The organism is Arenimonas soli (assembly GCF_014643775.1).
In the GTDB taxonomy this organism is placed as follows: Bacteria; Pseudomonadota; Gammaproteobacteria; order Xanthomonadales; family Xanthomonadaceae; genus Arenimonas; species Arenimonas soli.
In genome coordinates, this window is record NZ_BMKC01000001.1 from 627117 (window position 1) to 648400 (window position 21284).

Genomic DNA, 21284 nt, shown 5'->3' on the forward strand with positions numbered 1-21284 from the left:
GCCGACCGGCGGAGCTGTCCAATGAAGACTCCCGCCGGGCTGCAGGCCCTGGTTGACGACGGCGTGGTTCACGCCGTGCTGCGCCAGCTCAAGAGCGGCAAGGAAGCCTCTGTTTTCGTCGTCCGTAGGGGCGACGAGATCCTGTGCGCGAAGGTCTACAAGGATCTGGGGCAGCGCAGCTTCCAGGCACGCTCGTTATACCAGGAAGGGCGCAAGGTCCGTGGCAGCCGCCAGGCGCGTGCCATGGACAAGGGCAGCAAGTTCGGCAAGAAGGAACTGGAGTCCGCCTGGAAGAACACCGAAGTGGATGTGCTCTACCAGCTGTCGGTGGCGAATGTGCGCGTGCCACGGCCCCTGGGCTATTTCAACGGCGTGCTGATGATGGAGCTGATCGCCGACAGCGAGGGCCATAGCGCCCCGCGCCTGGGAGAGGTCGAGCTTGATGCCGAACAGGCGCGCGAATACTTCCGGTTCCTGGTGCGCCAGGTCGTGCGCATGCTCTGCGTCGGCGTCATCCATGGCGACCTGTCCGAATACAACGTGCTGGTGGATCCCCAGGGCCCGGTCATCATCGACCTGCCCCAGGCGGTCAGCGCCGCCGGCAACAACAATGCGCGGACCATGCTGCTGCGCGACGTGAACCGCCTGCGTACCGCCCTGGCCCGGTTCGCCCCCGATCTCGTGAACCTGCACTACGGCGAAGAGATGTGGGCGCTGTTCGAAAAGGGCGACCTGGGCCCGGAGACCGAACTCACCGGGGCGTTCACCTTCAGTGAGCACGATGCCGACATTGACGCCGTGCTGATGTCGATCGAGGACGCCCGCCAGGAAGCCGTGATCCGGCAGCAGGGCAGGGAAGCGGCGGCGCAGGACGACTGACTAGGCGCGCTGGCCGCTCAGGAAGTGCAGGTGGCGTTCGTACTGGTCGAGCACGTCGTTGATCAGCGCGCCGCTTGACCAGCCCATCACGTCGTAGTCCTGCCCACCTTCGCTCAGGTGCACCTCGGCGCGGTAGTAGCGCAGGGTCGCGGCCCGTTTCGCCCGGGTGTCGCCAAGCACGAAGCTCGGTGGTTCGTAGGGGCGGGGCCGCACCACGTAGTGGAAGTCCAGTTCCTGGCCGTGGATCACCTTGAGCGTGAGCCGGCCATCCTCGCCGTCCAGCACCTCGGCTTCGACGCCGCGACCGCGCAGTTCGTCCGCGACTTCGCGCAGTGCCGGGCGCGCCACCTGGTCCAGGAACAGCCCGACCTCGGCCCGGCTTGGCTGGTGCACCAGGGTGCGGATGCGCTGCTGCCAGCCAACGCCGTCGCCGGTGGCCTGGGTAGTGCGGGCGAACTGCAGGCTGCTGCGCTTGGCGGCGTCGGTGCGCAGGGCGCGCAGCAGCCCCCAGCAGACCAGGACCATCACCACGGTGAAGGGCAGGGCGCTGGCGATGGACGCGGTCTGCAGCGCGCTCAGGCCGCCGGCCAGCAGCAGCACTGCCGCCACCACGCCCATCAGCACCGACCAGAAGATGCGCTGCCAGGTCGGTGATTCCTCGTTGCCGCCGGTGGTCAGCATGTCCACCACCAGCGCCCCCGAATCCGAGGACGTCACGAAGAATGTGATCACCAGCAGCGTCGCCAGCAGGGACGTGATCGACGACAGCGGCAGGTGGCTGAAGAATTCGAACAGGGCCACCGTGGTGTCCGCCGCCACGGCGTCGGCCAGGCTGGTGATGCCCTGCATCAGGATCATGTGGATGGCGGTGTCGCCGAAGAAGGTCATCCACATGAACGTGAAGCCCAGCGGCACCAGCAGCACGCCCACCACGAACTCCCGGATCGTGCGGCCGCGCGACACGCGGGCGATGAACATGCCCACGAACGGCGACCAGGCGATCCACCAGCCCCAGTAGAACAGCGTCCAGCCGCCGATCCAGCCGCTGGGTTCGTAGGCGTAGAGGTTGAAAGTCATCGAAAACAGGTTGGAAATGTACATGCCGGTGTTTTGCACCAGCGTCTGCAGCAGGAAGACCGTCGGTCCCGCCACCAGCACGAACACCAGCAGGATCACCGCCAGCGCCATGTTCAGCTCCGATACCCGGCGGATGCCGCCGTCCAGGCCCAGGCCCACCGAGATGGTGGCCAGCCCGGTGATGACGGCGATCAGCAGCATCTGCACGCCGATGCCCACCGGCACGCCGAAGAGGTGGTTGAGGCCGGCATTGACCTGCATGACGCCGAAACCCAGCGAGGTCGCCACGCCGAAGATGGTGCCGAACACGGCGAAGGTGTCGACCGTATGCCCGGCGATGCCGTGGATGCGGTCGCCGATCAGCGGGTACAGCGCCGAGCGGATCGTCAGCGGCAGGCCGTGCCGGAAAGCGAAGTAGGCCAGCGACAGTCCCACCACCGCGTAGATCGCCCACGCGTGCACGCCCCAGTGGAACAGGGTGATGCGCATCGCCTGCCGCGCGGCCTCGGCGGTGCCGGGCTCGCCCACGGGCGGGCTGCTGAAGTGCATCACCGGTTCGGCGACGCCGAAGAACATCAGGCCGATGCCCATGCCGGCCGAAAACAGCATCGCGAACCAGGACCGGTAGCTGTAGTCGGGCCGGCTGTGGTCGGGTCCCAGGCGGATGCGGCCATACCCCGACATCGCCACGCCCACGACGAACACCAGGAAACCCGCCACCGCCAGCACGTAGAACCAGCCGGCCTGGGCGATCACCCAGGCCTGGATGGCGGCGAACTGCTTCTCCGCGGCCTCCGGCCATAGGGCCGCCAGGGCCACGAACAGCACCACGATGGCGCCCGAGGTGATGAACACCGGCGGGTTCATCACGATGCGTCGGCGCGGTACCGGGTCCGTCGTGTCCTTGTGCATGCGGGCGTCTCCTGGGTGGGTGGCGCGGCGGCTCAGAAATAGAAGCCGATATTGATGTTCAGCCGGGTACGCCAGGCGTCGTCGCCGGGGTCGAGCCCGATGCCGGGGCCGCCGATGAACCACATGTTGCGGCCGCTGATCAGGTCCACGTAGGAGAAGGACTTGCCCTTGGCGAAACTGCAGCCGGCGACGTTCTGCCACGAGTCGCCGCTGGCGGCGCCCACGCCCCGGGTGCTGCTGAGGTTGTTGTAGCAGGTGATGCCGTCGAACCAGCCGCTGCGCGGCAATGCCCAGGCGACGTTCGCGCTCAGCACGTGCGCTTCGGCGGCGATCTCGAACGGGAAAAGGAAGGCCGAAAGCGCGACCCGGCCGCCGGGCACGTCGTAGTGGTACCAGGCCCACTGTCCCTGCCAGGTCCAGGCGCCGCGCTGGTGCTGCAGGTGCACCGCGGCGCCGTGATGGCCGTGGCGACGTCCGCTGGCCTGGTCCTGCACCCGGCCGCTGAAAGCCGAGGCGCCGAACTCCGTGCTTGTTTCCCTGCCTTCGAACTGCCTGGCCCAGCGCAGGTTGAGTCGTTCGCGCTCGCGGTAACGCAGGTTGCCGTCGTCGGCCAGGTCGAAGGAGTAGCGGTCGAAGCGCGCGGCGTCGCCGTATTCGTCGCCCAGGAAAAGACCGGCGTGGAAGCTGTGCCCACCCGCGCCGTGGCGGTAGACCAGGCCGGTGTCGTAGTCGTCCTCCAGGCCCAGGTAGTAGCCCGAGCCGAACCAGAAACTGTGCGAGGCATAGGGCAGCAGGCCAAAGGGGACCTGCTGGATGCCCAGCTTCAGGTCGCGGTCCGCATCGAGGCGCCAGCCGGCCCAGGCGTGGTGCACGGCATCGAAGCCGTCGTACCAGCGGTACTGCAGGGAAAAGAACAGCGGCCCGCGCGAGCCTTTGGCGTCCACGCGCAGCAGCTCCAGGTCGATGTCGCCGTTGCCGGCCGGGTCGCCGTAGTCTCGCCAGCCGACGTTGAAGCGCACGGCGCCACCGAGGTCGAGGCTGGGGTCTTCACGCGCCTCGTCGGCCCACGCGGGTGCACACCCAAGGCCGGGAACCAGGCCAAGGGCCACCAGGCAGCCTTGGAGGAAGGGCCGGGTCGCCATGCCCGGACATTACGAGCCACGCGCGGGCAAGTCCACCCGCGCCGGCGGGAGGACGCGGCGCTGGCGTCAATTCGACGGGGCTGGGCCCACTTCAGGCGAGGAACGGCCGCCGCGGGCCATCTCGCTTACGCCGGTCTGGGCGCGACGCCGCTGTGCCGCCGTGGTGCAGACCTTGCGCGAGAAGGAGCTGCCGATCTGCTGCTGGCGCGAACAGGTGACGCGGCTGTCCGCATAGGCCCGGTCGAGCAACTCGTTCACGTCGTCGCCCAGCGCGGCCAGCCTGGCCTGGTCGCCCGGCGCTGCCTGCCCGAGCGTTCCTTGCGCGGGCATGCCGGCCTGGATGGCGTCGAGGTCTTCGCGAAGTTCAGTGCGCTGGGTTCGGCCCATTTCCCGATAGGCCTCGGTCTTGACCGCCGCCTCGATCAGGGCGCGTTGTTCGGCAAGCTCCGACGCGCTGGTGCCGGCTTCCAGGGCCAGGCGGGGCTGGTCGGCCTGCTTGGCCAGCGCCGGTGCGGACAGGAAACAGACAAGCAGGAGGGCGATGCGGGGCAAATGGGGCACGTTCGGGGCTTCCTGGCGGCAAACCCCGATACTAGCCAGCCGCGCCGGAAAAACAAAAGGCCCGCCGAAGCGGGCCTTTTGTCTTGTTCTTGATCTGGTGCCCAGGAGAGGACTCGAACCAGAGCCTGGACCCCGCGCCGCTGCTGGCTTGCGGCCAACCAAGCGCGGCATTTACACCACCATTTACCCTGCGCTGGGGACGGTGGTGCGCCTAGTCCTGCAATCCTTGCCGCACCGTCCCGCTGTTGTCCAGTACCTTGTTCACCACAACCTTCTCGAAGGCCGGCGCCGCAGCCAGGCGCTGAACCAGGTCATCGATGTCGAAGAGGGTGTAGTTGCGCAACGTGACGCCCGGCATGCCGCCGCCGGTGGCCAGCCCGCCATCTGCGAAACTGAACTGGGGTGAGCGCACCTGGGCGGGCGGTGGCACGCGAGCGAACTTCTCGACGGGCATCTCGCCGGCATGGATCTTCTGCAGGTAGCCGAGGCCGTACTTTGCGACCGTCTCCTGAGGCATCACGTATTCGCCGCGGTGGACCGTGCCGGCGACCTGGTACTTGCCACCAGGTCCGGTGAAGCCACCCCCTGCGAATCCACCTCCGCCAGCAGACCCAGCGGCGTTGGCGGTGGCCATCGCTTGCGCAGCGAACAGGAGCTGCGCGGCTGCTCGTGAAATTGCAGCTGCACCCGGCGTCATGGCGCCGGCTGAAATGCCGAGCTGCGCGGCAGGCGCCGTTAGCGCCGTGGCGCCGGTGCTCAGTGTTCCTGCAGCGATCTGCAGCGCGGAAGCCGCAGCGGCTGTCGCAGCGGCAGCCTGCCCCTGCGATTCCTCTCCACCGCCACCCAGGCTGCCAAGGAAGCCCTGCAGCTTGCCTGCCAGTTGCTGCGACCATTCCTGGGCGATGAACTCGGCCATGCCTCGGGCCATCGAGAGGAAGAACTGCTCCGCCGCCTCCCGCAGGCTGTTCGTCGCCGTGACCAGGCTCACCAGCGAATTCGAGAACGAACTCTCGAAGGTGTTGGCAATGGTGGTGCTGAGTAGATCAGTGGCCGCAGCCATAGACTCCAGCTCAAGGCGCATGCGCTGCACGTTGGCCACGGCCTCCGGATTTCCCAGCGCGATCGCCGCGGCTTCCATCTTCGGAAGCAGCGCGTCGAGGACTACAGACTGCTCACGGTACAGGTCAACGATGGCGCGCTGGGCGCCGGCCTCGGTCAGTAGCCCCGACTGCTGCTGCACCTGGATGGCCTGCTGCCGGCGCTGGATCTCGCCCATCACCTGCTGCCAGGTGGCCTCAAGCTGGCGAAGGTCCCTCTCCGCTTGCTTCAGCCCCAGCAACTGGCTGAAGCTCGACGCCTGCTCAGTCCGACCAAGGTTTTCGGCTTCCTGCTTGAGCTGCAGCAGGCGCTTCTTTGCAGCTTCGAACTCGGCGTCGCCGGCCCGTCCCTGCAGTGCGGCAATCTCCAACTGCGCAGCAACGAACTCCTTCGCCATCTCGATCTTGGCGCGCTCACTGTCGAGCAACTGTGCCGCGTCAAGCAGGGCCTGCTTCGTGCCCTCGCTGTAGGCCTTGTATCCGCCCTCAGTGACCTCGTAGTAGATCCGGGCCGTCTCGGACACTTTGCCGGTGGCTTCGTCAACCAGACCCAGCAGCGAAATCCGCTCCCATAGATTGTCCAGCTCCCGCTTGCCGGCCTCTTCGAGGTCCTTGGCTTCCTTGACCGCCTTTTCACGGACTGCGAAGCGCGCCTCGATCGCCGCCCGAGCCGTTTCCATAGATCCGTCCGATCGCCGGGGATCGTCTGCAGCCAGAGCTGCGTATTCCTTTTCGAGCTTCAGAATCTCCTGGCGCTTCTGAAGTTCTTTGTCCGCCGCGAGGATGCGGGCATCGATGGCCGCTGCAGCTGAAACTGAGGCTTCCTGGGCCGCGGCCGCCTTCCCCTCTGCGATGGCGCGCTCTTCGACTGCCTGCTTTTGCGCATACAGGATCTTGAGCTGTTCCAGCAGCTCTCGCGTCGGGCGCTTGTCTCGAAAGGTGTTCGCCAGCTGGCCGACGCCCGGGATGGCGCCCAGCGCGTTTATGGTCCGGCTGTTCCTTGCGGCTAGCTCGGATTCAATGAGCCGAATCTGCGCGCTCGGGTCGGCGCGACCAACGCTGGCCATGAGAGTTTTGAATTGGCCAAACGCACCGGTGACAGCCGTGCTGACGTCGTGCCACGCTTTCTCCAGCGTTCCTGCTTGCTCGCGCATCTCGCGAACACGTTGCGCCGATGCAGATTCCAGGAACTCGTAGGCCACTTGGGTTGCTTCGGCTTGCTTTCCCTCGGCCTCCAGCGCCCGCACTTGCTCGTAGACCTCGCGAGTAAGGAAGCGGTACTGCTTGTTCATCTCCACCAGGAACGAAGTGGGTTCCTTGGAAAGCCTGATGATGTCCCGCGTGGTGTCTTCGATGCTCTTGCCGGTCAAGGTGGACAGATTCACAGCCGCTGCCGTGGCAGCGGCCAGCGAATCGCCGGCGATCTGACCCGACGAAACCAGTCCCTTCAGTGCCTCTTGAGCCTCCGCGAACTGGCCGTCGTCGGTGCCGATGCTCTGCGCCAGATCGACCAGCTCGCCGGCGGTCTTGCCTGCCGCGCCGCCCGTAGCAATCAAGGCACGTTCGTAGGCGCGCATCTCCAAGTAGCCTTTGACGGCTGCGATCGTCACGACGCCGATGCCAGCCGCGGCGGCGCCTGCAGCTGCGCCCACGCCCGTCAGGGCGATCCTGGCCAGCCCTGCACCGTTGCCAAGCTGGATTAGCTGGCGGCCTGCCATGCTCCAATCGCCAGTTGCGGTGTAGGTCAGCAGCTGAGTGAGGTTTCGCTGGGCCCCCGCAGTTTGGAGATTGAGTGCCCGAACCGCAGTCGCCTGGCTGTTGATACTCTGGACGGCACGTCGCTGCGACGAGATGCCCGCCATCGCCTTGTTGTATTGCTCGCGGCTGATGCGGCCTTCGTCAACTGCGCGCTTTAGTCGCGCCTCGTCCTGTTGAAGCTTTGCCAGTTGCGCACCGGCGCGATCGTAGCGCGCAACGGTTCCATCGAGCGCCTTCTGCTGGCGATCGGTGCTGTTCTCCAGTTGCTTGTGCGTTTTGTCCAGCTGCAGCAGGGCATCATCGTACTCTTCGGCCGTAATGAGCCCGCGAGACATGGCGGCGTCCAGGCGGGCTTCGGTGTCGGCCAGGTCATCGAACGATCGAGCGCCGGCAGCGAGGCGCGTCTGCAGTTCGCTGATAAGGCCGATCTCTGCCTTAACAGCCTCTTGAGTGAGGCGACTGGCCTGCGCGTACGCCTTGCCGGAAGGCGATTCGGCGCTGGTGCCGACCTTGGAAAGCTCGGCGCTGGCGGCAGCGGCGGCTCCCTGGATCTTCTCCAGGTTGCCTTCGATCCCCTTCAGGCCCTTTTGCGCCGAGGCGAACTCAGCGCGCATGCGCATTTCAATGGTGAAGTCGCGGTTGCTCATCCGGTTCTCCAGTGTTGGACGGTCACGCCCCCATGAGTGCGCCCGTCCTGCCGGGGTTGTTGCGGACACTCCCGGCTTGTCCGGGTGGCAGCCCACCAATCGCGCAGCGTCCTACCTGAAACCGGAAGTCCCCGGGTAGGACGCTGCGCGGATTCTTAGCCGCTGATCGGGCCCTTGACCACGCCGCGCCAGTCGAGCCAGCGGGAGCCGAAGACATGGCGGATCTTGTAGGTCTTGGCATCGACCGCGAAAGAGTCGGCCTCCTGGATGTTCGGACCATCGTCCTGCTCCAGCCAGGCGCGCTCCAGCGTGTCCACGTTGTCGGGCGAGGTGGCCAGGTAGAAGGCGTCTTCGGTGAGACGGGCCTCGACCACCAGCTCGAGCTTTGCCATCCAGGCCGGCGTGAGCGTATTGCTCTCACCCTGCGACATGGCCCGACCCGCGGCGGCGAGCAGGATCTCTGCGGTCTGCTCATGCTCGGGCGCCACGATCAGGAAACGGGGCGTCAGGTTCATCATGCCGCCGCCCAGAGCAGTCTGCCTGCGGAGCAGCAGTCGGGCTGCGCCAAGCGCGCCGGCGTCCAGGGCGACGGAACTGGCGGCGAGATTGCCGTGATCCGCGTGGAACAGGGTGACGCCATCTTGCATGGTCGGACCGGCGCCGGCGTTGGCCGCGAAGGTCTGATAGATCAGGTCCGCTTCTGCACGAAGCGAGGCCTGGCCCATGGCCTGGACGATTCGAACGAACGCGCCCAGGTCATCGTTGACCAACGTTTCCCAGGTCAGCTGCACCATCCGGCCGAACTTGTCGACCTTGTAGGGCAGCGACTTGTCCTCATCCATCGGGCCGTATTCGTACTCGGCACCTTCCAGCACCTTCTTGAGCGACGGCGCCGAACCCAGGATGACGCGGGACTGTTCCTTGAAGTCGGGTACCAGGACCTTGCGAGTCCATGCCTCAAAGGTCGCCGGCTCGGCCTCATAGCCCGTGCGAAGCGCCTTGCCGAGCGAGTTCTCGAGGATGGCCGGGAAATCGGAGGTGCTGAGAGCAGCGCGAACGAAAGACCGGCGCGAGTCGCCGCCAGCCCAGTTGCCCTGGCCGCCCGAGCGTGCCACGCAGTTTCGCATCACTTCCTGCAGGCCCATGCCCATGACGTCACGAGCGCCGGCGTGCGGCTTCTCGACGGCAATCCCGGCGCGGATCAGCATCGCGTCGCTGACGGCGAGCACGAAGTCACTGCCGGCCGGGTTGCCGCCACTGAACCTGGCGTTCGAGAGATCGCGATTCGCGGCGGAATCAAGGGAAAAAACCTGGGCGAGCGGCGAGATGTCTTTTCCCGCGAGCGCCATGACCTTCGCCTGGAAGTCTTCGAGGCTGGCGTCCGTATCCGAAAGTGCGGCCATCGCGAGATCCTGGACCCCTTCGACGTGGGCGAAAGAACGGGCCGCGAAAATGATGCCTTCATTCCGAGTCCGAAGCGCCTGGAAATCGGCGGCCTTCTTCGGTTCGCCGGAGTTGTCGTTGCCCGGGTTGCCGCCGGCGCCATCGTCATTGTCGTTGTCGTTCGAGTTTGCGTTGCTGGCCGGCTTCACCGGCTTCCGAGCAGTGTTCCTTTTCATGAGCAGTTCCTTGGGTGTATTGATAAAGCCGGCGAAGTGCTCCGGCGCGTGGGCGGCAAAGCGCAAGGGTTCGGCGATCTCATCGACGAAGCCCATGGCGAGCGCGTCATCGGCCGTCATCCAGGTCTCAGACGCGAGAAGTTCCAAGAGAGAAGTGCGCGCGATGCCGGTTCGGGCATAGCCACTCAGGAGGGCATCACGGTGCTTGTCCAGCGCATCCGCCGCATGGCGAATCTGTGTCGAGTCACCGCAGACCTGAGTCCACGGGTTGTGAACCATGACCAGAGCGTTCTCCGCCGCAATGATGTGGCCGCCCGCCATTGCGATGAAGCTGGCGATAGACGCGGCGACACCGTCGATGAAGACGGTGGGGCGGAATGGCTTGAGGGCGTTGTAGATCGCGATTCCCTCAGCGACATCCCCGCCCGGGGAGTTGATTCGCACGGACAGCTCGCGATTGCCGACGTTGCGAAGCTGCTCGATGACTTCGGCAGCTGCGCCTTTTTCGATCGGTTCGTACAGGTAGATTGTGACCATGAGCGCATGGTCAGGTCGCTTGTACTGACATAGCCATAGCGGTTTTTGTCAGTCGGGCGACTTCGCCAGGATTCGGTAGAAGTGTCGCTGGGATCGAGGTAGCGGGGCGTATAGCGCAGCCGCGTGCAGGCAGGCGCGAGGTGTGTCGGGTGTGGGGGAGGGTTGCGTCCCTCGAAGTAGATGCCAGGTCCGATTCATGGTGCGCTGCTCTTCCAAGAGCCTGGCCGCCTGCGCGTAAGGTCGATCGGCAGGAAGCAGCAGGGCAGCGCGGCGAATGAGTGCGTCCCGCCTTGCGCGCAGAGACTCAGACTCGACCAACGCCTCGATAATCTCGATCGTATCGCTCACCAGGTCAGCAGGCACGCCGCGATTCGCATCCCGGCAAACACGGAGCCGGGCAAGCGTGTCTTCGGCTCTGGCAGGCATCTGGCGTCGGCCCTAGTGCCTAACGCCAGCGGCTGGCCTTGACGCGCAGGCCCGGGCCCATCGGGTCGACTCTTCACCCTCCGCCAACAGGAGACCCGCGTCGTGCGCGTAGACCGCGAAATCCACGAAAGCGATCGGCGATCGGATTAGCCACTGGCCTGTCTCAACGAAAAGAATGATTCCCGTGTTCGATTCCGAATCGAAAGACAGGAACGCTCGCCGGTCAGCTGTCAAGATGGTTTTCTCTTCGTCAGCGAAAAATTCGGGCCCAGGCAGAGCCGGAAATGCTTCGCTCAGCGTGAGCCATCTCATGACCAACGACCCCGCTCTTCGTTCGGCAAGTCGCTGTCGGGCCACTTTGATCGGCGTGGCCTGCCGCCGGCGGACAGGGTAACGATCATTCCCATCGTGAGCGGCGCGCCGAAGATCCTGGTGAGTTGATGCCGAAGCCGAGTCTCCATGGGCGCAGTGCGGCTTAGCAGCTGGTCGCGAATCGATTCATCGTCGATGAATTCCACGTAGCGCAGGAATCCACTGATCTGTTCCGAGAGCTTGCGTTGGAGCTGGGCCATGTTGCCCGCCTGCGCCGCCAGGGACAGGTCAACGCAGTGACCGATCCAGATTCCGCGATGGTCGCGGTATGCGAAGCAGCGAAAGGGTGCCTGGAGGCCAAGCGCGGCGGCGCCAGGCGGAGGGTTCAATCTCCAGGTGACGCCGAACCAGTGAACGCGGAACTGGCGCAGCCATGCTTTGGCGGCGCGAATGTAGGTCGCGAGCTTCATGCGGTATCTCCATCGGGGTTAAACAACTCGGGTTGGCGCTGCGGCTTGCCGCCCTGCGCGCCCTCAGCGGGCGCAGGCGGGGCGATCGCCTCCGCATTGGCGCCACGACCGAGGTCAGACGGCCGGCCGCCACCCGGCGCGCCGCAGGCGGATGCCTCGCGGCCGAAATTGAGGTAGTCATCCACGCGGGAGTCAGAGGCGACCGGCAGCACCAGGCCGGCGGTGTCCAACACCAGGAGGTCGAGGCTCTGCCAGTGCGATGCCTGCCGGGGCGAAACATCGCGGCGCTGGGCGTAGGCGTTCAGGGTGATGCCTGGCTCCCTGCGCTGGGAGTGGTCCGGATTCTGCGGGCCGGCGCCGATTTCAGCCTGTTGAATGCGCCCTTTCACCTGTAACCCTTTGATATTAACCAAAAAGGACAGGCTGGAACTGCGCGTGGATTGCGTGACCTCCGCCCGCAATGGCCGTCTTGACGGGAGGACCCGCGTGGAACGGAGATGTTCCACGAGCCCTGCAGTCGGCTCGCCTTGGTCTGCTTATCCAAGGCCCGTCCGACCTGTCCGGAGGTTGGACGGAGGTTGGACGCGCTAAGAGCCGCATCACTACTGGCCGCGTCCAACCGTCCAACCTTGTCCAACCTGTTTCCGTATGTATAGAGAACAGAAGGGCTGGAGTGGCAGCTACTCCCGTGTGCGAGAGGCGCGGAGGTTGGACGAGGTTGGACCGCCCGTGCCCCGCCTGCGTTTGAGGTTGGACCGAGGTTGGACGGAGGTTGGACGAGGTTGGACCTAATCACTACCAGGCCCCCTCGATGGCCGGTAGTACAAGCGAACGCGCTTGCCGCGTCGAGTGGTCCTGTAGTTGCGCCACCCAAGACCCTGCAGTATTGAGCCGACGCGGGTAGCTTCTTGCCTACCTTGTCGCGATGGCTCGATCTGCAGTGCATAGGTAAGCACGTCGGCAATGCTGAACTCAAGGGGTTCGCCGTCCTTCCCTCGATCCGCGAGGTTGAATCTCTCGTAGCAGCGATCGCTTGCCCTGCCTTCAATCCACTGGCGCACCTGGTCATGCCAGCAGTCTCGGCCTGGCCGTGCGACTTGCTCGCGCTCCGCGTCAGGCGCCAGGCCTGCCCTCGGTGCCGGCGCGCTCGATCGTGCGTTGCCAGCGAGGTCGAACGGGAGCGCGCCCAGGAAGAGCCGTTGCAGATCATCCATGCGGAGGATCACCACGGTTCCCTGTGCAGGCAGCGGCAGCTCCAATGGCAACTGCCGCTGGTCAGCCATGCGCGGTGTTCGCCTGCTTGGCCAGCGCAACGGGCAGCTGCGCGAGGCTGTCGAGCATGACGAATGTCCGGCTGCCGATCTTGAACGTGTTTAGCTTGCCTTCCTTGGCCAGTTGGAAAGCGGTGGTTTTCCCGATGCCGTGCTTAGCGCATGCGAGTACTAGCGGCGCGTAGGTCGGGACTACACCTGCGCCCTCGGGCGCGTCAATGTCTGCTGCCTTCATCATCCGCTCCAGCCTTGCGCGAACTCGCGCGGGTTCTGGAATGGAATCTAGGTGGCAACTCCCGGCCTGTCTCCCTATTTTTCGCCCTATTCTCTAGGGGTCTTAAAGATGGTGAAGAGTCGGAGCATTTGAATCGTGGCCGCGTCGCCATTCTCAAAGGCTCTTCGCAGGCGTGTAAAGTTCGCCTCGAGCGTTTTTACGCTGACTCGTCGCCGCTTCGCCACGATCTCTAGCCCGGACTCCTCGCCCTTGACGCCGTAGCGCTTGATGCCCGCGCGCTCCAACTCTTGAACCTCGAAGAAAGCCCCATAGGCATCCAGAAGCTTTCGCTTCGCCTCGCGTTGCCTGCGAAGTCTGGTTCGGAAGGCGTGATCTAGCGTGTCGGCTTTGAGCGTGAAGTAGTCCTCGGCACTCTCCACGAAGCTGTCCGCAGCCCACGCCGGCGGCGGGATGCCGGCCGCTAGGCAGAGTGCAACTGCCTCGAACGCGATAGCCCTGCAGCTCTCAGAGGCGCTTGGTCCTGCCTTGGCGGCAGCATCGAATCGGGCCTCGAGGTCGGCCAGGAAATTGATCCTGGCCTTTCCCATGCGGACCAGTCCCTCCCCCTGCTCTGCGGCATCGTCACTCGCCTTCAGCTTTCGAGCCACGGCTAGGCCTCCTGGCCAGCTGCCTGGCGCAAGGCCGAGGCGGTCTCAAGTGCGAAGCTGCAGAGGAATAGGGTGTCGGCATCAAGCCCGTTATTCCCAACGCCCATGTGCAGCAGCCTCCGCACTGAGCCTTCCAGGCAGCTGGCCTTGCGCTCCGCAAAATCGACGTCGAGCCCGGCCCGAACTTCCATCAGGAATTCGTCTTCAACGGGCAAATCGTCGAAGCCGACGGCGGTGGTGAGCTTGGCGGTAGAATTGTTGGTATCCATGATCGTTCTCCTATTGAACGGTTGTGGAGGCCGGCCCAGGTGGTGCAATCACCTGGGCCGGCCGCTTTACCGGCGGGTGCCGGTTTTCTTGCGGAAGGGAAGTACTTCGCCTCCCGCTTTGATCTTGTCCAGGTAGTCGGCCCAGGCCTGCATCATCTTGCGGCGCTGGTCCAGGTAGTGCGCCTTGTTGTAGGTGCCGCGGATTTCGTCCGGGTCGCCGTGCGCAAGCTGCCGCTCGATCCAGTCGGCCTCCCACCCCTGATCGTTCAGCGCCGTGCTTACCAGGTGGCGGAAGCCGTGCGCGGTTTGCTTGCCGCCGTAGCCCATCACCTTGAGCGCGGAATTGATCGCGCCATCGCTCATGGGTTGGCGCGGGTCGTTTCGGCCGATGAAGACGTACTCATAGCTGCCGCTGAGCTTGTGCAGGTCCTTGAGCAGGGCGACGGCCTGGCGCGGGAGCGGCGTCAGGTGCGAGTAGCCGCGCTTCATGCCGGCGCGGCCACGAGGGATCGTCCACAAAGCGTTGTCGAGGTCGAGCTCCGACCAGCGCAGGGTGCGCGTGACGCCTGGGCGGTTCGCCGTCCAGATGGCCAGCCAGGTGGCGCCCTTGGTCAAGGGAGAGCCCTGGTATTCGTCCAGGGCGCGCAGGAAGCCAGGTAGCTCGTCCAGGGTCAGGTGCGCATGGTTCTCGCTGGGCGGCGCGTAGGTGGCCACGGAGCCCAGCTTTTCGGCCGGGTTGGCATCGGCCAAGCCCTTGGCGATCGCATAGTCGAAGATCGCGCTAAGCCATTGCCGCGTCTTCTTGGCCACGTTGAAAGCCTTGCGCGCCTCGATCTTCTCGACCACAAAGCCGAGCTCGAGCGGCGTGATGTTGGCCAGCGGCCGCTTGCCGAGCGGGGGCAGCAAATCCTTGTCCAGGTACTGCCGCACCTTTTCCAAGGTGGCTGGCTTCCATCGCGGCGTGTTGTGCTCGACCCAGCGGGCCGCGGCGTCGCCAAAGGTGCGGGCCACGGACAGGCGTAGGGCCAGCTTGTTTTGCCGCTTGTGCTCGGAAGGGTCGATGCCGTTGAGCAGCTGACTCTTGGCCGCTGCAGCTTTCGCCCGCGCCTCCGCAATGCTCACCAGGGGATAGACGCCTATCGAGTAGGTCTTGGGCTTGCCGCCGTAGCGGTAGCGCAGCTGCCAGTACTTCGCGCCTGCAGGTGTCACGGCCAGCGTCAGGCCTTCGCCGGCGGACAAGCGATAGAGCTTGTCGCGGGGCGCTGCGGTCCGTGCCTCGGTGTCGGTCAGCCTGGCGGCCATCGGCGCCCCAATTGGACTCGAATTAACTTACCAGCGTTTCTACCCCTAATTCGGGCCGACTGCAAGCGTCCCGGGGCGAACTGGGACGAACGCGAAAGCAACAAAAAACCCCGCCGTAGCGGGGTTTTAGTGAACTTCGGCGGCCTTGTACGAACTGCCGCGAACTATCCGATGGTGCCCAGGAGAGGACTCGAACCTCCACGGTTTTACCCGCTAGTACCTGAAACTAGTGCGTCTACCAATTCCGCCACCTGGGCAGGTGTCTTGGCGCAGCGCGACAAGAGCCGCGTAATTTAAGGCCAGGTCCTGGCTTTGTCAACGGCTCCGGGGCCAGCCCGGGCCGCCGTGACGCCGGCAGTCAGGGGCCCCGGTGTACCATGGCCGAATGACAAAAGCCCCAAAGAGCAAGAAAAAGACACCGGGCGCCACGCTCCCGCCCTGGATGCCCGATTCGATGCGTGAACAGGCGCCTGCGAAAGGCAAGCCCGAAGCCGCCAAACGTGCCCGTAAACCCCGCGCGGAAACCGCTGCGGCGGCGCCAAAGCCGCCTCGCGGCGGCAAGTCCGGCGGTACCGCAAAACCAGGCCGGTCCGGTCCGCCCTCGACGGCTGCCGGCAAGCCCCGCCGCGGCAACGACCGCCGCCCGGGCCAGGCCGCCGGCGGCCATCCCGCGGGCCTGAAGGACCCGATGGCCGCGCGCGAAGCCGCCCGCTATGAAAACCCCATCGCCAGCCGCGAGGCCATCGCCAACCTGCTGCAGGACAGCCCCGGCCCGCTGACCGCCGAAGAAGTCGGCGAGGCCCTGGACCTGCTGGCCGAAGACCGCTTCGATGCCCTGTCGCGCCGGCTGGGCGCGATGGTCCGCGACGGCCAGCTGCTGCGCAATCGCCGCGGTGGCTACGCCGTGGCCCAGAAGCTCGACCTGGTGGCCGGCACGGTCATCGCCAACCCCGACGGCTTCGGTTTCCTGAAGTGCGACGACGGCGGCGAAGACCTGTTCCTGCCCCCGGGCGAGCTGCGCAAGGCGCTGCATGGAGACCGCGTGCTGGCCAGCATCGCCGGCGTCGACCGCCGCGGCCGCCGCGAAGGCGCCATCGTCGAAGTACTCGAACACCGCCTGACCCGCCTGACCGGACGCTACAGCGAACGCGCGCGCATCGGCATGGTGGTCCCCGACGACCGCCGCGTGCTGACCGAAGTGCTGATCCCGCCGGAAGACAACAACGGCGCCCGCGAAGGCCAGCTGGTGGTGGTCGAGATCACCCAGCCGCCCGAGAAGGGCCGTCCGCCGGTCGGCCGCATCCTGCTGGTCCTGGGCGACCGCCTGACCCCGTCGCTGGTGGTCCAGGCCGCCATCCACGGCCACGACCTGCCGCATGAGTTCCCGCGCGAAGCGCTGGCCGAAGCCGCCGAGGTGCCGCTGGACGTGCCGGCCGCCGAAGCCAGCCGCCGCGTCGACCTGCGCAAGCTGCCCCTGGTCACCATCGACGGCGAGGATGCCAAGGATTTCGACGACGCCGTCTGGTGCGAGCCCAATGCCGAAGGCTTCCGCCTGATCGTCGCCATCGCCGACGTTTCGCACTACGTGCGCCCGGGCACCGCGCTCGACGAGGAGGCCGTGAAGCGCGCCACGTCGGTGTATTTCCCCGGCTTCGTGGTGCCGATGCTGCCCGAGACCCTGTCCAACGGCATCTGTTCGCTGATGCCCAAGGTCGAACGCCTGTGTTTCGCCTGCGACATGCAGGTGGATTTCGACGGCAACGTCGTGCGCTCGAAGTTCTACGAGGCGATCATGCGTTCGCACGCGCGCCTGACCTACACCCAGGTCTGGAAGGCCGTGGGCGAGGGCGACACCGACGCCGGCAAGGAAGCCATCGCCCAGGTCGGTTCGCTGATGCCCCAGCTCCAGCGCCTGCACCAGCTGTACAAGGTGCTTTCGAAGGCGCGCTCGCGCCGCGGCGCCATCGAGTTCGAGTCCTCGGAAGTCCGCTTCGTGCTCGACAACGACGGCGAAGTCATCCAGGCCGGCATGCTCGAGCGCAACGACGCGCACAAGCTGATCGAAGAATGCATGATCGCCGCGAACGTCGAAGCCGGGCGTTTCGTCACCGCCAAGCAGGTGCCGGCGCCGTTCCGCGTGCACCCGCGGCCGCCCGAGGCCAAGTACGCCGACCTTTTGGAGTACCTGTCCGAGTTCGGCCTGAGCCTGCCGCCCTGGAACAAGGTGCAGCCGCGCGACTTCACGCAGTTGCTGCGCAAGATCCGCGTTCGCCCCGACGCCGCCCTGCTTGAAACCGTGCTGCTGCGTTCGCAGTCCATGGCCGTGTACCAGACCGAGAACCTGGGCCACTTCGGCCTGGCGCTGGACGCCTATTCGCACTTCACTTCGCCGATCCGGCGTTATCCGGACCTGCTGCTGCACCGGGCCATCAAGCACCTGCTCGAAAGCGGCGGCCCGGACGGCTTCCGTTATTCGGCCAAGGAAATGGCGTCGCTGTCGGTGCACTGCTCCGAACGCGAACGCCGCGCCGACGAAGTCGAGCGCGAGGTGGACGAACGTTACCGCAGCGCCTGGATGGAAAAACACGTCGGCGACGAGTTCGACGGCGTGGTCAGCGGCGTCACCAACTTCGGCCTGTTCGTCGAACTGGCCGGCTCCAAGGTCAATGGCCTGGTGCACGTGACCCAGCTGCCGCACGATTATTTCCACTTCGACCCGCTGCGGCGCAGCCTGTCCGGTGAACGCACCGGCCTGCGCTTCCGCCTGGGCGACCCGGTGCGGGTGCTGGTGCTCAAGGCCAGCGTCGAGGACAAGCGCATTGATTTCAGGCTGGTGGTGCCGGAAGGCGCGCCAAAGAAAAAGAAGAAGGCCGGCTCGCACTGAGCCTGCCGAGGAAAGAACGGACATGAGCACCAGGAAGGACAACTGGGTCGCCGGCATCAATGCCGTGGCCTCGGCGCTGGAACACGACCTCGAGCACGTGCGCGAGGTCCTGCTCGAGGCCGGCAGCAAGAACCCGCGCATCACCGAAATCGAGGAAACGGCCCGCCGCCGCGACGTCCCGGTGCGCCGGGTGGCGCTGCAGTCGCTCGAAGGCATCGCCGGCGGCCTGCGCCACCAGGGCGCGGTGGCCCGCTACGAAGCGGCCAAGGCCACCGACGAAAAGGAACTGCCCGGCCTGGTCGAAGCCGCCGCCGGCAAGGCGCTGGTGCTGGTGCTCGACGGCGTTCAGGACCCGCACAACCTCGGCGCCTGCCTGCGCAGTGCCGCGGCCGCGGGGGTCACCGCGGTGGTGATCCCCAAGGACAAGGCCGCACCGGTGAACGCCACCGTGCGCAAGACCTCGGCCGGCGCCGCCGACCGCATCCCGGTGGTCAGCGTCACCAACCTGGCGCGCACCATGCGGGCGCTGCAGGAAATGGGCGTCTGGCTTTATGGCCTCGACGGCGAAGCCAAGGCGACGATCCACGCCACCGACTTCACCGGCAACATCGGACTGGTGATGGGCGGCGAAGGCGAAGGCATGCGCCGGCTTACCCGCGAAACCTGCGACGGCCTGGTGCGCATCCCGATGCCGGGTGAAATGGAAAGCCTGAACGTCTCGGTCGCCACCGGCGTGGCGCTGTTCGAAGTCGTTCGCCAACGGGGAGTCCAGCAATGAGCCTGCAGTGGTATGACTTCGTGGGACTGGCCGGCGTGGCCTTTGTGCTGGGCGCGTTCTTCCTGCTCCAGGCCGGCAAGCTCAAAGGCGATTCGCTGGGCTACCAGCTGGCCAACCTGTTCGGCGCGATCTTCATCCTGATCTCGATCTTCGCGGCAGGTCCGGATTTCCGCGACGTCATCTCCGCCACCATCATGCAGCTGGCGTGGATTGTCATCAGCCTCTACGGGCTGTGGCGGGGCCTGCGGGCCCGGTTCTCGCGAAGGCCCCAGGCTGGCGCGTCCGGCCCGGACTGAGACGTCTTCCTCTTTTCGGGAGCGCCGGACCTTGTTACCTTCGGGCCGGACATCCGGGGGGATCCGAAATGAACAAACTCACTTGGTCCGCGTTGGCGGTGCTTGGCGCTGTGCTGGCGTCGTCCGCGTCGGCGCAGTATGGCGGCGGCTGGGGCGAGGACGATGAAAGCACGACGTCCGCCGAGCCAGCGGTCATCGAACTGCGGGTATGCAATCGCAGCGGCAAGGACGCTCTCGTGGCCATATCCTACGTTCCCGTTGACCAGACCCGGTTTTACAACCGTGGCTGGTTCCGGGTGAACGATGGCGAATGCAAGAACCTGGTCGAAACCTCCAACGCCAATTTCTACTTCTATGCCGACGTAGTGGGAAGCGACCGCCGCTGGGCGGGTAACCACACGCTGTGCGTGGAGTACCCGGGGCCCTACAACTTCTATTCGGGCAGCTCCGACTACTGCGCGGAGCACCAGGAGGTGCGCAAGTTCGTGGCCGCCAGCACGCAGGAACCCGGCACCTACACCTGGAACCTCGATCCCTGAGCCGCCGGCCCGGCGGGTGATCAGCCCGCCGGCAGCGAAGCCAGCCAGTCGTCGTCGCTGCCTTCGTTGATGCCTTCGAACAGGAAGGTGCTCAGGTAGCGTTCGCCGGTGTCCGGGATCATGGCCAGCACCACGCTGCCCGGGTCCAGGGTGCGGGCGACCTCCAGGGCCGCGGCGAAGGTGCCGCCGCCGGAAATGCCGCAGAAGATGCCTTCGCGGGTGGCCAGGTCGCGCGCGGTGTCGCGCGCCAGCACGTCGTTCACCGGCACGATCAGGTCGTAGATGTCGCGGTTGAGCACGTCCGGGATGAAGTCCGGCGTCCAGCCCTGGATCTTGTGTGGCTGCCAGTCGCTGCCCGAAAGCAGGGCCGCGCCCTCGGGCTCGGTGACCGCAATCTTCAGGGTGGGGCGCGCCAGCTTCAGTACTTCGCCGACGCCGGTGAGCGTGCCGCCGGTGCCGTAGCCGGTGACGAACCAGTCCAGCCGCCTGCCGGCGAAATCCTGCAGGATCTCCGGGCCGGTGGTGGCGCGGTGCCAGGCCGGGTTGGCTGGGTTCTCGAACTGCCGGGCCAGGAAGGCGCCGTGTTTTTCCGCGAACGCCTTCGCGTGCTTCACCATGCCGCTGCCGCGTTCGGCCGCCGGGGTCAGGATCACCTTCGCGCCCAGGGCGCGCATCAGCTTGCGCCGCTCGATCGAGAAGGTTTCGGCCATGAAGGCGACGAAGGGATAGCCGCGCGCCGCGCAGACCGCCGCCAGGGCGATGCCGGTGTTGCCCGACGTGGCCTCGACCACCATCTGGCCGGGCTGCAGGGCGCCCGAGGCTTCGGCGTCGAGGATGATCGCCGTGGCCAGGCGGTCCTTCACCGACGACATCGGGTTGAAGTACTCCAGCTTGGCGTACATCGCCACGCCTTCGGGGGCCAGCCGGTTGATGCGCACGATCGGCGTGTCGCCGACGGTGCCCAGGATGCTGTCGTGGATCATGAGCCTGACTCCTTCACGGAAAACCGCCGCCATGTATTGAGTACCGCGCAGAACAATTCGGCCGTGCGTTGGGTGTCGTACACCGCCGAATGCGCCTGGTCGCCGTCCCACGCCAGGCCGGCGGCCTGCACGGCCCGGCTGAGCACGGTCTGGCCATAGGCCATGCCGGCCAGCGTAACCGTATCGAAGGTGGAAAAGGGGTGGAAAGGATTGCGCTTGTGTCCCACCCGCGACACCGCAGCGTTCAGGAAACCGAGGTCGAAGTGGGCGTTGTGGCCAACCAGGATCGCGCGCTGGCAGCCGTTGCGTTTCACCGCGGCACGCACCTTGGCAAAGACGTGGTCCAGGGCTTCACGTTCGGGCAGGGCGCCGCGCAGCAGGCAGTCGAGGCGGATGCCGGTGATTTCCAGCGACTTGGGGTCGATTTCGCTGCCCTCGTAGGGCTCGACGTGGCTGGTGGCGACTTCGCCGGGCACGTAGTAGCCGTCGTCGTCGAGTTCGATCGGAATCGCGGCGATTTCCAGCAGCGCGTGGCGCGTGCAGTCGAAACCGCCGGTTTCGACGTCGACGACCACGGGAAGGAAGCCGCGGAATCGCTCGGGCATGCGCGGCGGGGGGCTGTTTTCCATGCCGCGCAGGATAA

Annotated in this window: 18 protein-coding genes and 1 tRNA gene; 5 read left to right on the plus strand and 14 right to left on the minus strand. The window is 65.9% G+C overall.

The window, feature by feature from the left end; genetic code table 11:
• Positions 1 to 21: 21 nt before the first annotated feature.
• Positions 22 to 879, plus strand: a complete 858-nt coding sequence (locus IEX13_RS02965; protein ID WP_188661133.1) for a PA4780 family RIO1-like protein kinase — start codon at positions 22 to 24, stop codon at positions 877 to 879.
• On the opposite strand, the gene IEX13_RS02970 is transcribed toward IEX13_RS02965, so the two are convergent.
• The 12 genes from IEX13_RS02970 to IEX13_RS03025 all read right to left on the minus strand — a co-directional run bounded on the left by IEX13_RS02970 (position 880) and on the right by IEX13_RS03025 (position 15418).
• Positions 880 to 2868 (minus strand): BCCT family transporter, encoded by a 1989-nt coding sequence (locus IEX13_RS02970; protein WP_188661136.1) that lies wholly within the window; start codon positions 2866 to 2868, stop codon positions 880 to 882. It lies immediately after the preceding gene.
• Between the two features lie 32 nt (positions 2869 to 2900).
• Positions 2901 to 4010, minus strand: a complete 1110-nt coding sequence (locus IEX13_RS02975) for a hypothetical protein (RefSeq protein ID WP_229668432.1) — start codon at positions 4008 to 4010, stop codon at positions 2901 to 2903.
• A gap of 66 nt (positions 4011 to 4076) precedes the next feature.
• Complete coding sequence (locus IEX13_RS02980) at positions 4077 to 4571, minus strand: hypothetical protein (protein WP_188661139.1); 495 nt, start codon at positions 4569 to 4571, stop codon at positions 4077 to 4079.
• Between the two features lie 211 nt (positions 4572 to 4782).
• Positions 4783 to 8073, minus strand: coding sequence for a phage tail length tape measure family protein (locus IEX13_RS02985; protein ID WP_188661142.1), 3291 nt, complete (start codon positions 8071 to 8073; stop codon positions 4783 to 4785).
• Between the two features lie 155 nt (positions 8074 to 8228).
• Positions 8229 to 10229 (minus strand): head maturation protease, ClpP-related, encoded by a 2001-nt coding sequence (locus IEX13_RS02990; protein WP_188661145.1) that lies wholly within the window; start codon positions 10227 to 10229, stop codon positions 8229 to 8231.
• Between the two features lie 734 nt (positions 10230 to 10963).
• Positions 10964 to 11437, minus strand: a complete 474-nt coding sequence (locus IEX13_RS02995; RefSeq protein ID WP_188661147.1) for a hypothetical protein — start codon at positions 11435 to 11437, stop codon at positions 10964 to 10966.
• Positions 11434 to 11943 carry a hypothetical protein gene (locus IEX13_RS03000; RefSeq protein ID WP_188661151.1) on the minus strand — a complete coding sequence of 170 codons (510 nt, stop codon included), beginning with the start codon at positions 11941 to 11943 and terminating at the stop codon, positions 11434 to 11436. Before IEX13_RS03000 ends, IEX13_RS02995 begins: the two co-directional genes overlap by 4 nt.
• A gap of 769 nt (positions 11944 to 12712) precedes the next feature.
• Positions 12713 to 12943 (minus strand): hypothetical protein, encoded by a 231-nt coding sequence (locus tag IEX13_RS14195; protein ID WP_229668433.1) that lies wholly within the window; start codon positions 12941 to 12943, stop codon positions 12713 to 12715.
• A gap of 86 nt (positions 12944 to 13029) precedes the next feature.
• Positions 13030 to 13590, minus strand: coding sequence for a hypothetical protein (locus IEX13_RS03010; RefSeq protein ID WP_188661153.1), 561 nt, complete (start codon positions 13588 to 13590; stop codon positions 13030 to 13032).
• A 2-nt stretch (positions 13591 to 13592) separates the two neighbouring features.
• Positions 13593 to 13859, minus strand: a complete 267-nt coding sequence (locus IEX13_RS03015; RefSeq protein WP_188661155.1) for a hypothetical protein — start codon at positions 13857 to 13859, stop codon at positions 13593 to 13595.
• Between the two features lie 66 nt (positions 13860 to 13925).
• Positions 13926 to 15161: a tyrosine-type recombinase/integrase gene (locus IEX13_RS03020; RefSeq protein ID WP_188661157.1), complete on the minus strand. Its 1236-nt coding sequence runs from the start codon at positions 15159 to 15161 to the stop codon at positions 13926 to 13928.
• A 172-nt stretch (positions 15162 to 15333) separates the two neighbouring features.
• Positions 15334 to 15418: transfer RNA gene (locus IEX13_RS03025), tRNA-Leu, on the minus strand.
• 128 nt (positions 15419 to 15546) lie between these two features.
• On the opposite strand from IEX13_RS03025, the gene rnr reads away from it, so the two are divergent.
• From rnr to IEX13_RS03045, 4 genes are all read left to right on the plus strand, one after another.
• A complete protein-coding gene (gene rnr, locus IEX13_RS03030; RefSeq protein WP_188661159.1) occupies positions 15547 to 18045 on the plus strand; it encodes a ribonuclease R in 2499 nt (832 codons plus the stop codon).
• A 22-nt stretch (positions 18046 to 18067) separates the two neighbouring features.
• Positions 18068 to 18823: a 23S rRNA (guanosine(2251)-2'-O)-methyltransferase RlmB gene (gene rlmB, locus IEX13_RS03035; RefSeq protein ID WP_188661161.1), complete on the plus strand. Its 756-nt coding sequence runs from the start codon at positions 18068 to 18070 to the stop codon at positions 18821 to 18823.
• The gene (locus tag IEX13_RS03040; protein WP_188661163.1) at positions 18820 to 19119 is read left to right on the plus strand and encodes a CBU_0592 family membrane protein; all 300 of its coding nucleotides are present in this window, start codon (positions 18820 to 18822) and stop codon (positions 19117 to 19119) included. Before rlmB ends, IEX13_RS03040 begins: the two co-directional genes overlap by 4 nt.
• Before the next feature lie 68 nt (positions 19120 to 19187).
• Positions 19188 to 19658 carry a DUF1036 domain-containing protein gene (locus tag IEX13_RS03045; protein ID WP_188661167.1) on the plus strand — a complete coding sequence of 157 codons (471 nt, stop codon included), beginning with the start codon at positions 19188 to 19190 and terminating at the stop codon, positions 19656 to 19658.
• 20 nt (positions 19659 to 19678) lie between these two features.
• Here the strand turns inward: IEX13_RS03045 and cysK are convergent, their stop codons facing one another.
• On the minus strand, positions 19679 to 20641 hold the full coding sequence (cysK, locus tag IEX13_RS03050; protein ID WP_188661170.1) for a cysteine synthase A: 963 nt from the start codon (positions 20639 to 20641) through the stop codon (positions 19679 to 19681).
• Positions 20638 to 21246, minus strand: coding sequence for a ribonuclease T (gene rnt / locus IEX13_RS03055; RefSeq protein WP_188662977.1), 609 nt, complete (start codon positions 21244 to 21246; stop codon positions 20638 to 20640). The genes cysK and rnt overlap by 4 nt, the downstream gene beginning before the upstream one ends.
• Positions 21247 to 21284: the final 38 nt, after the last annotated feature.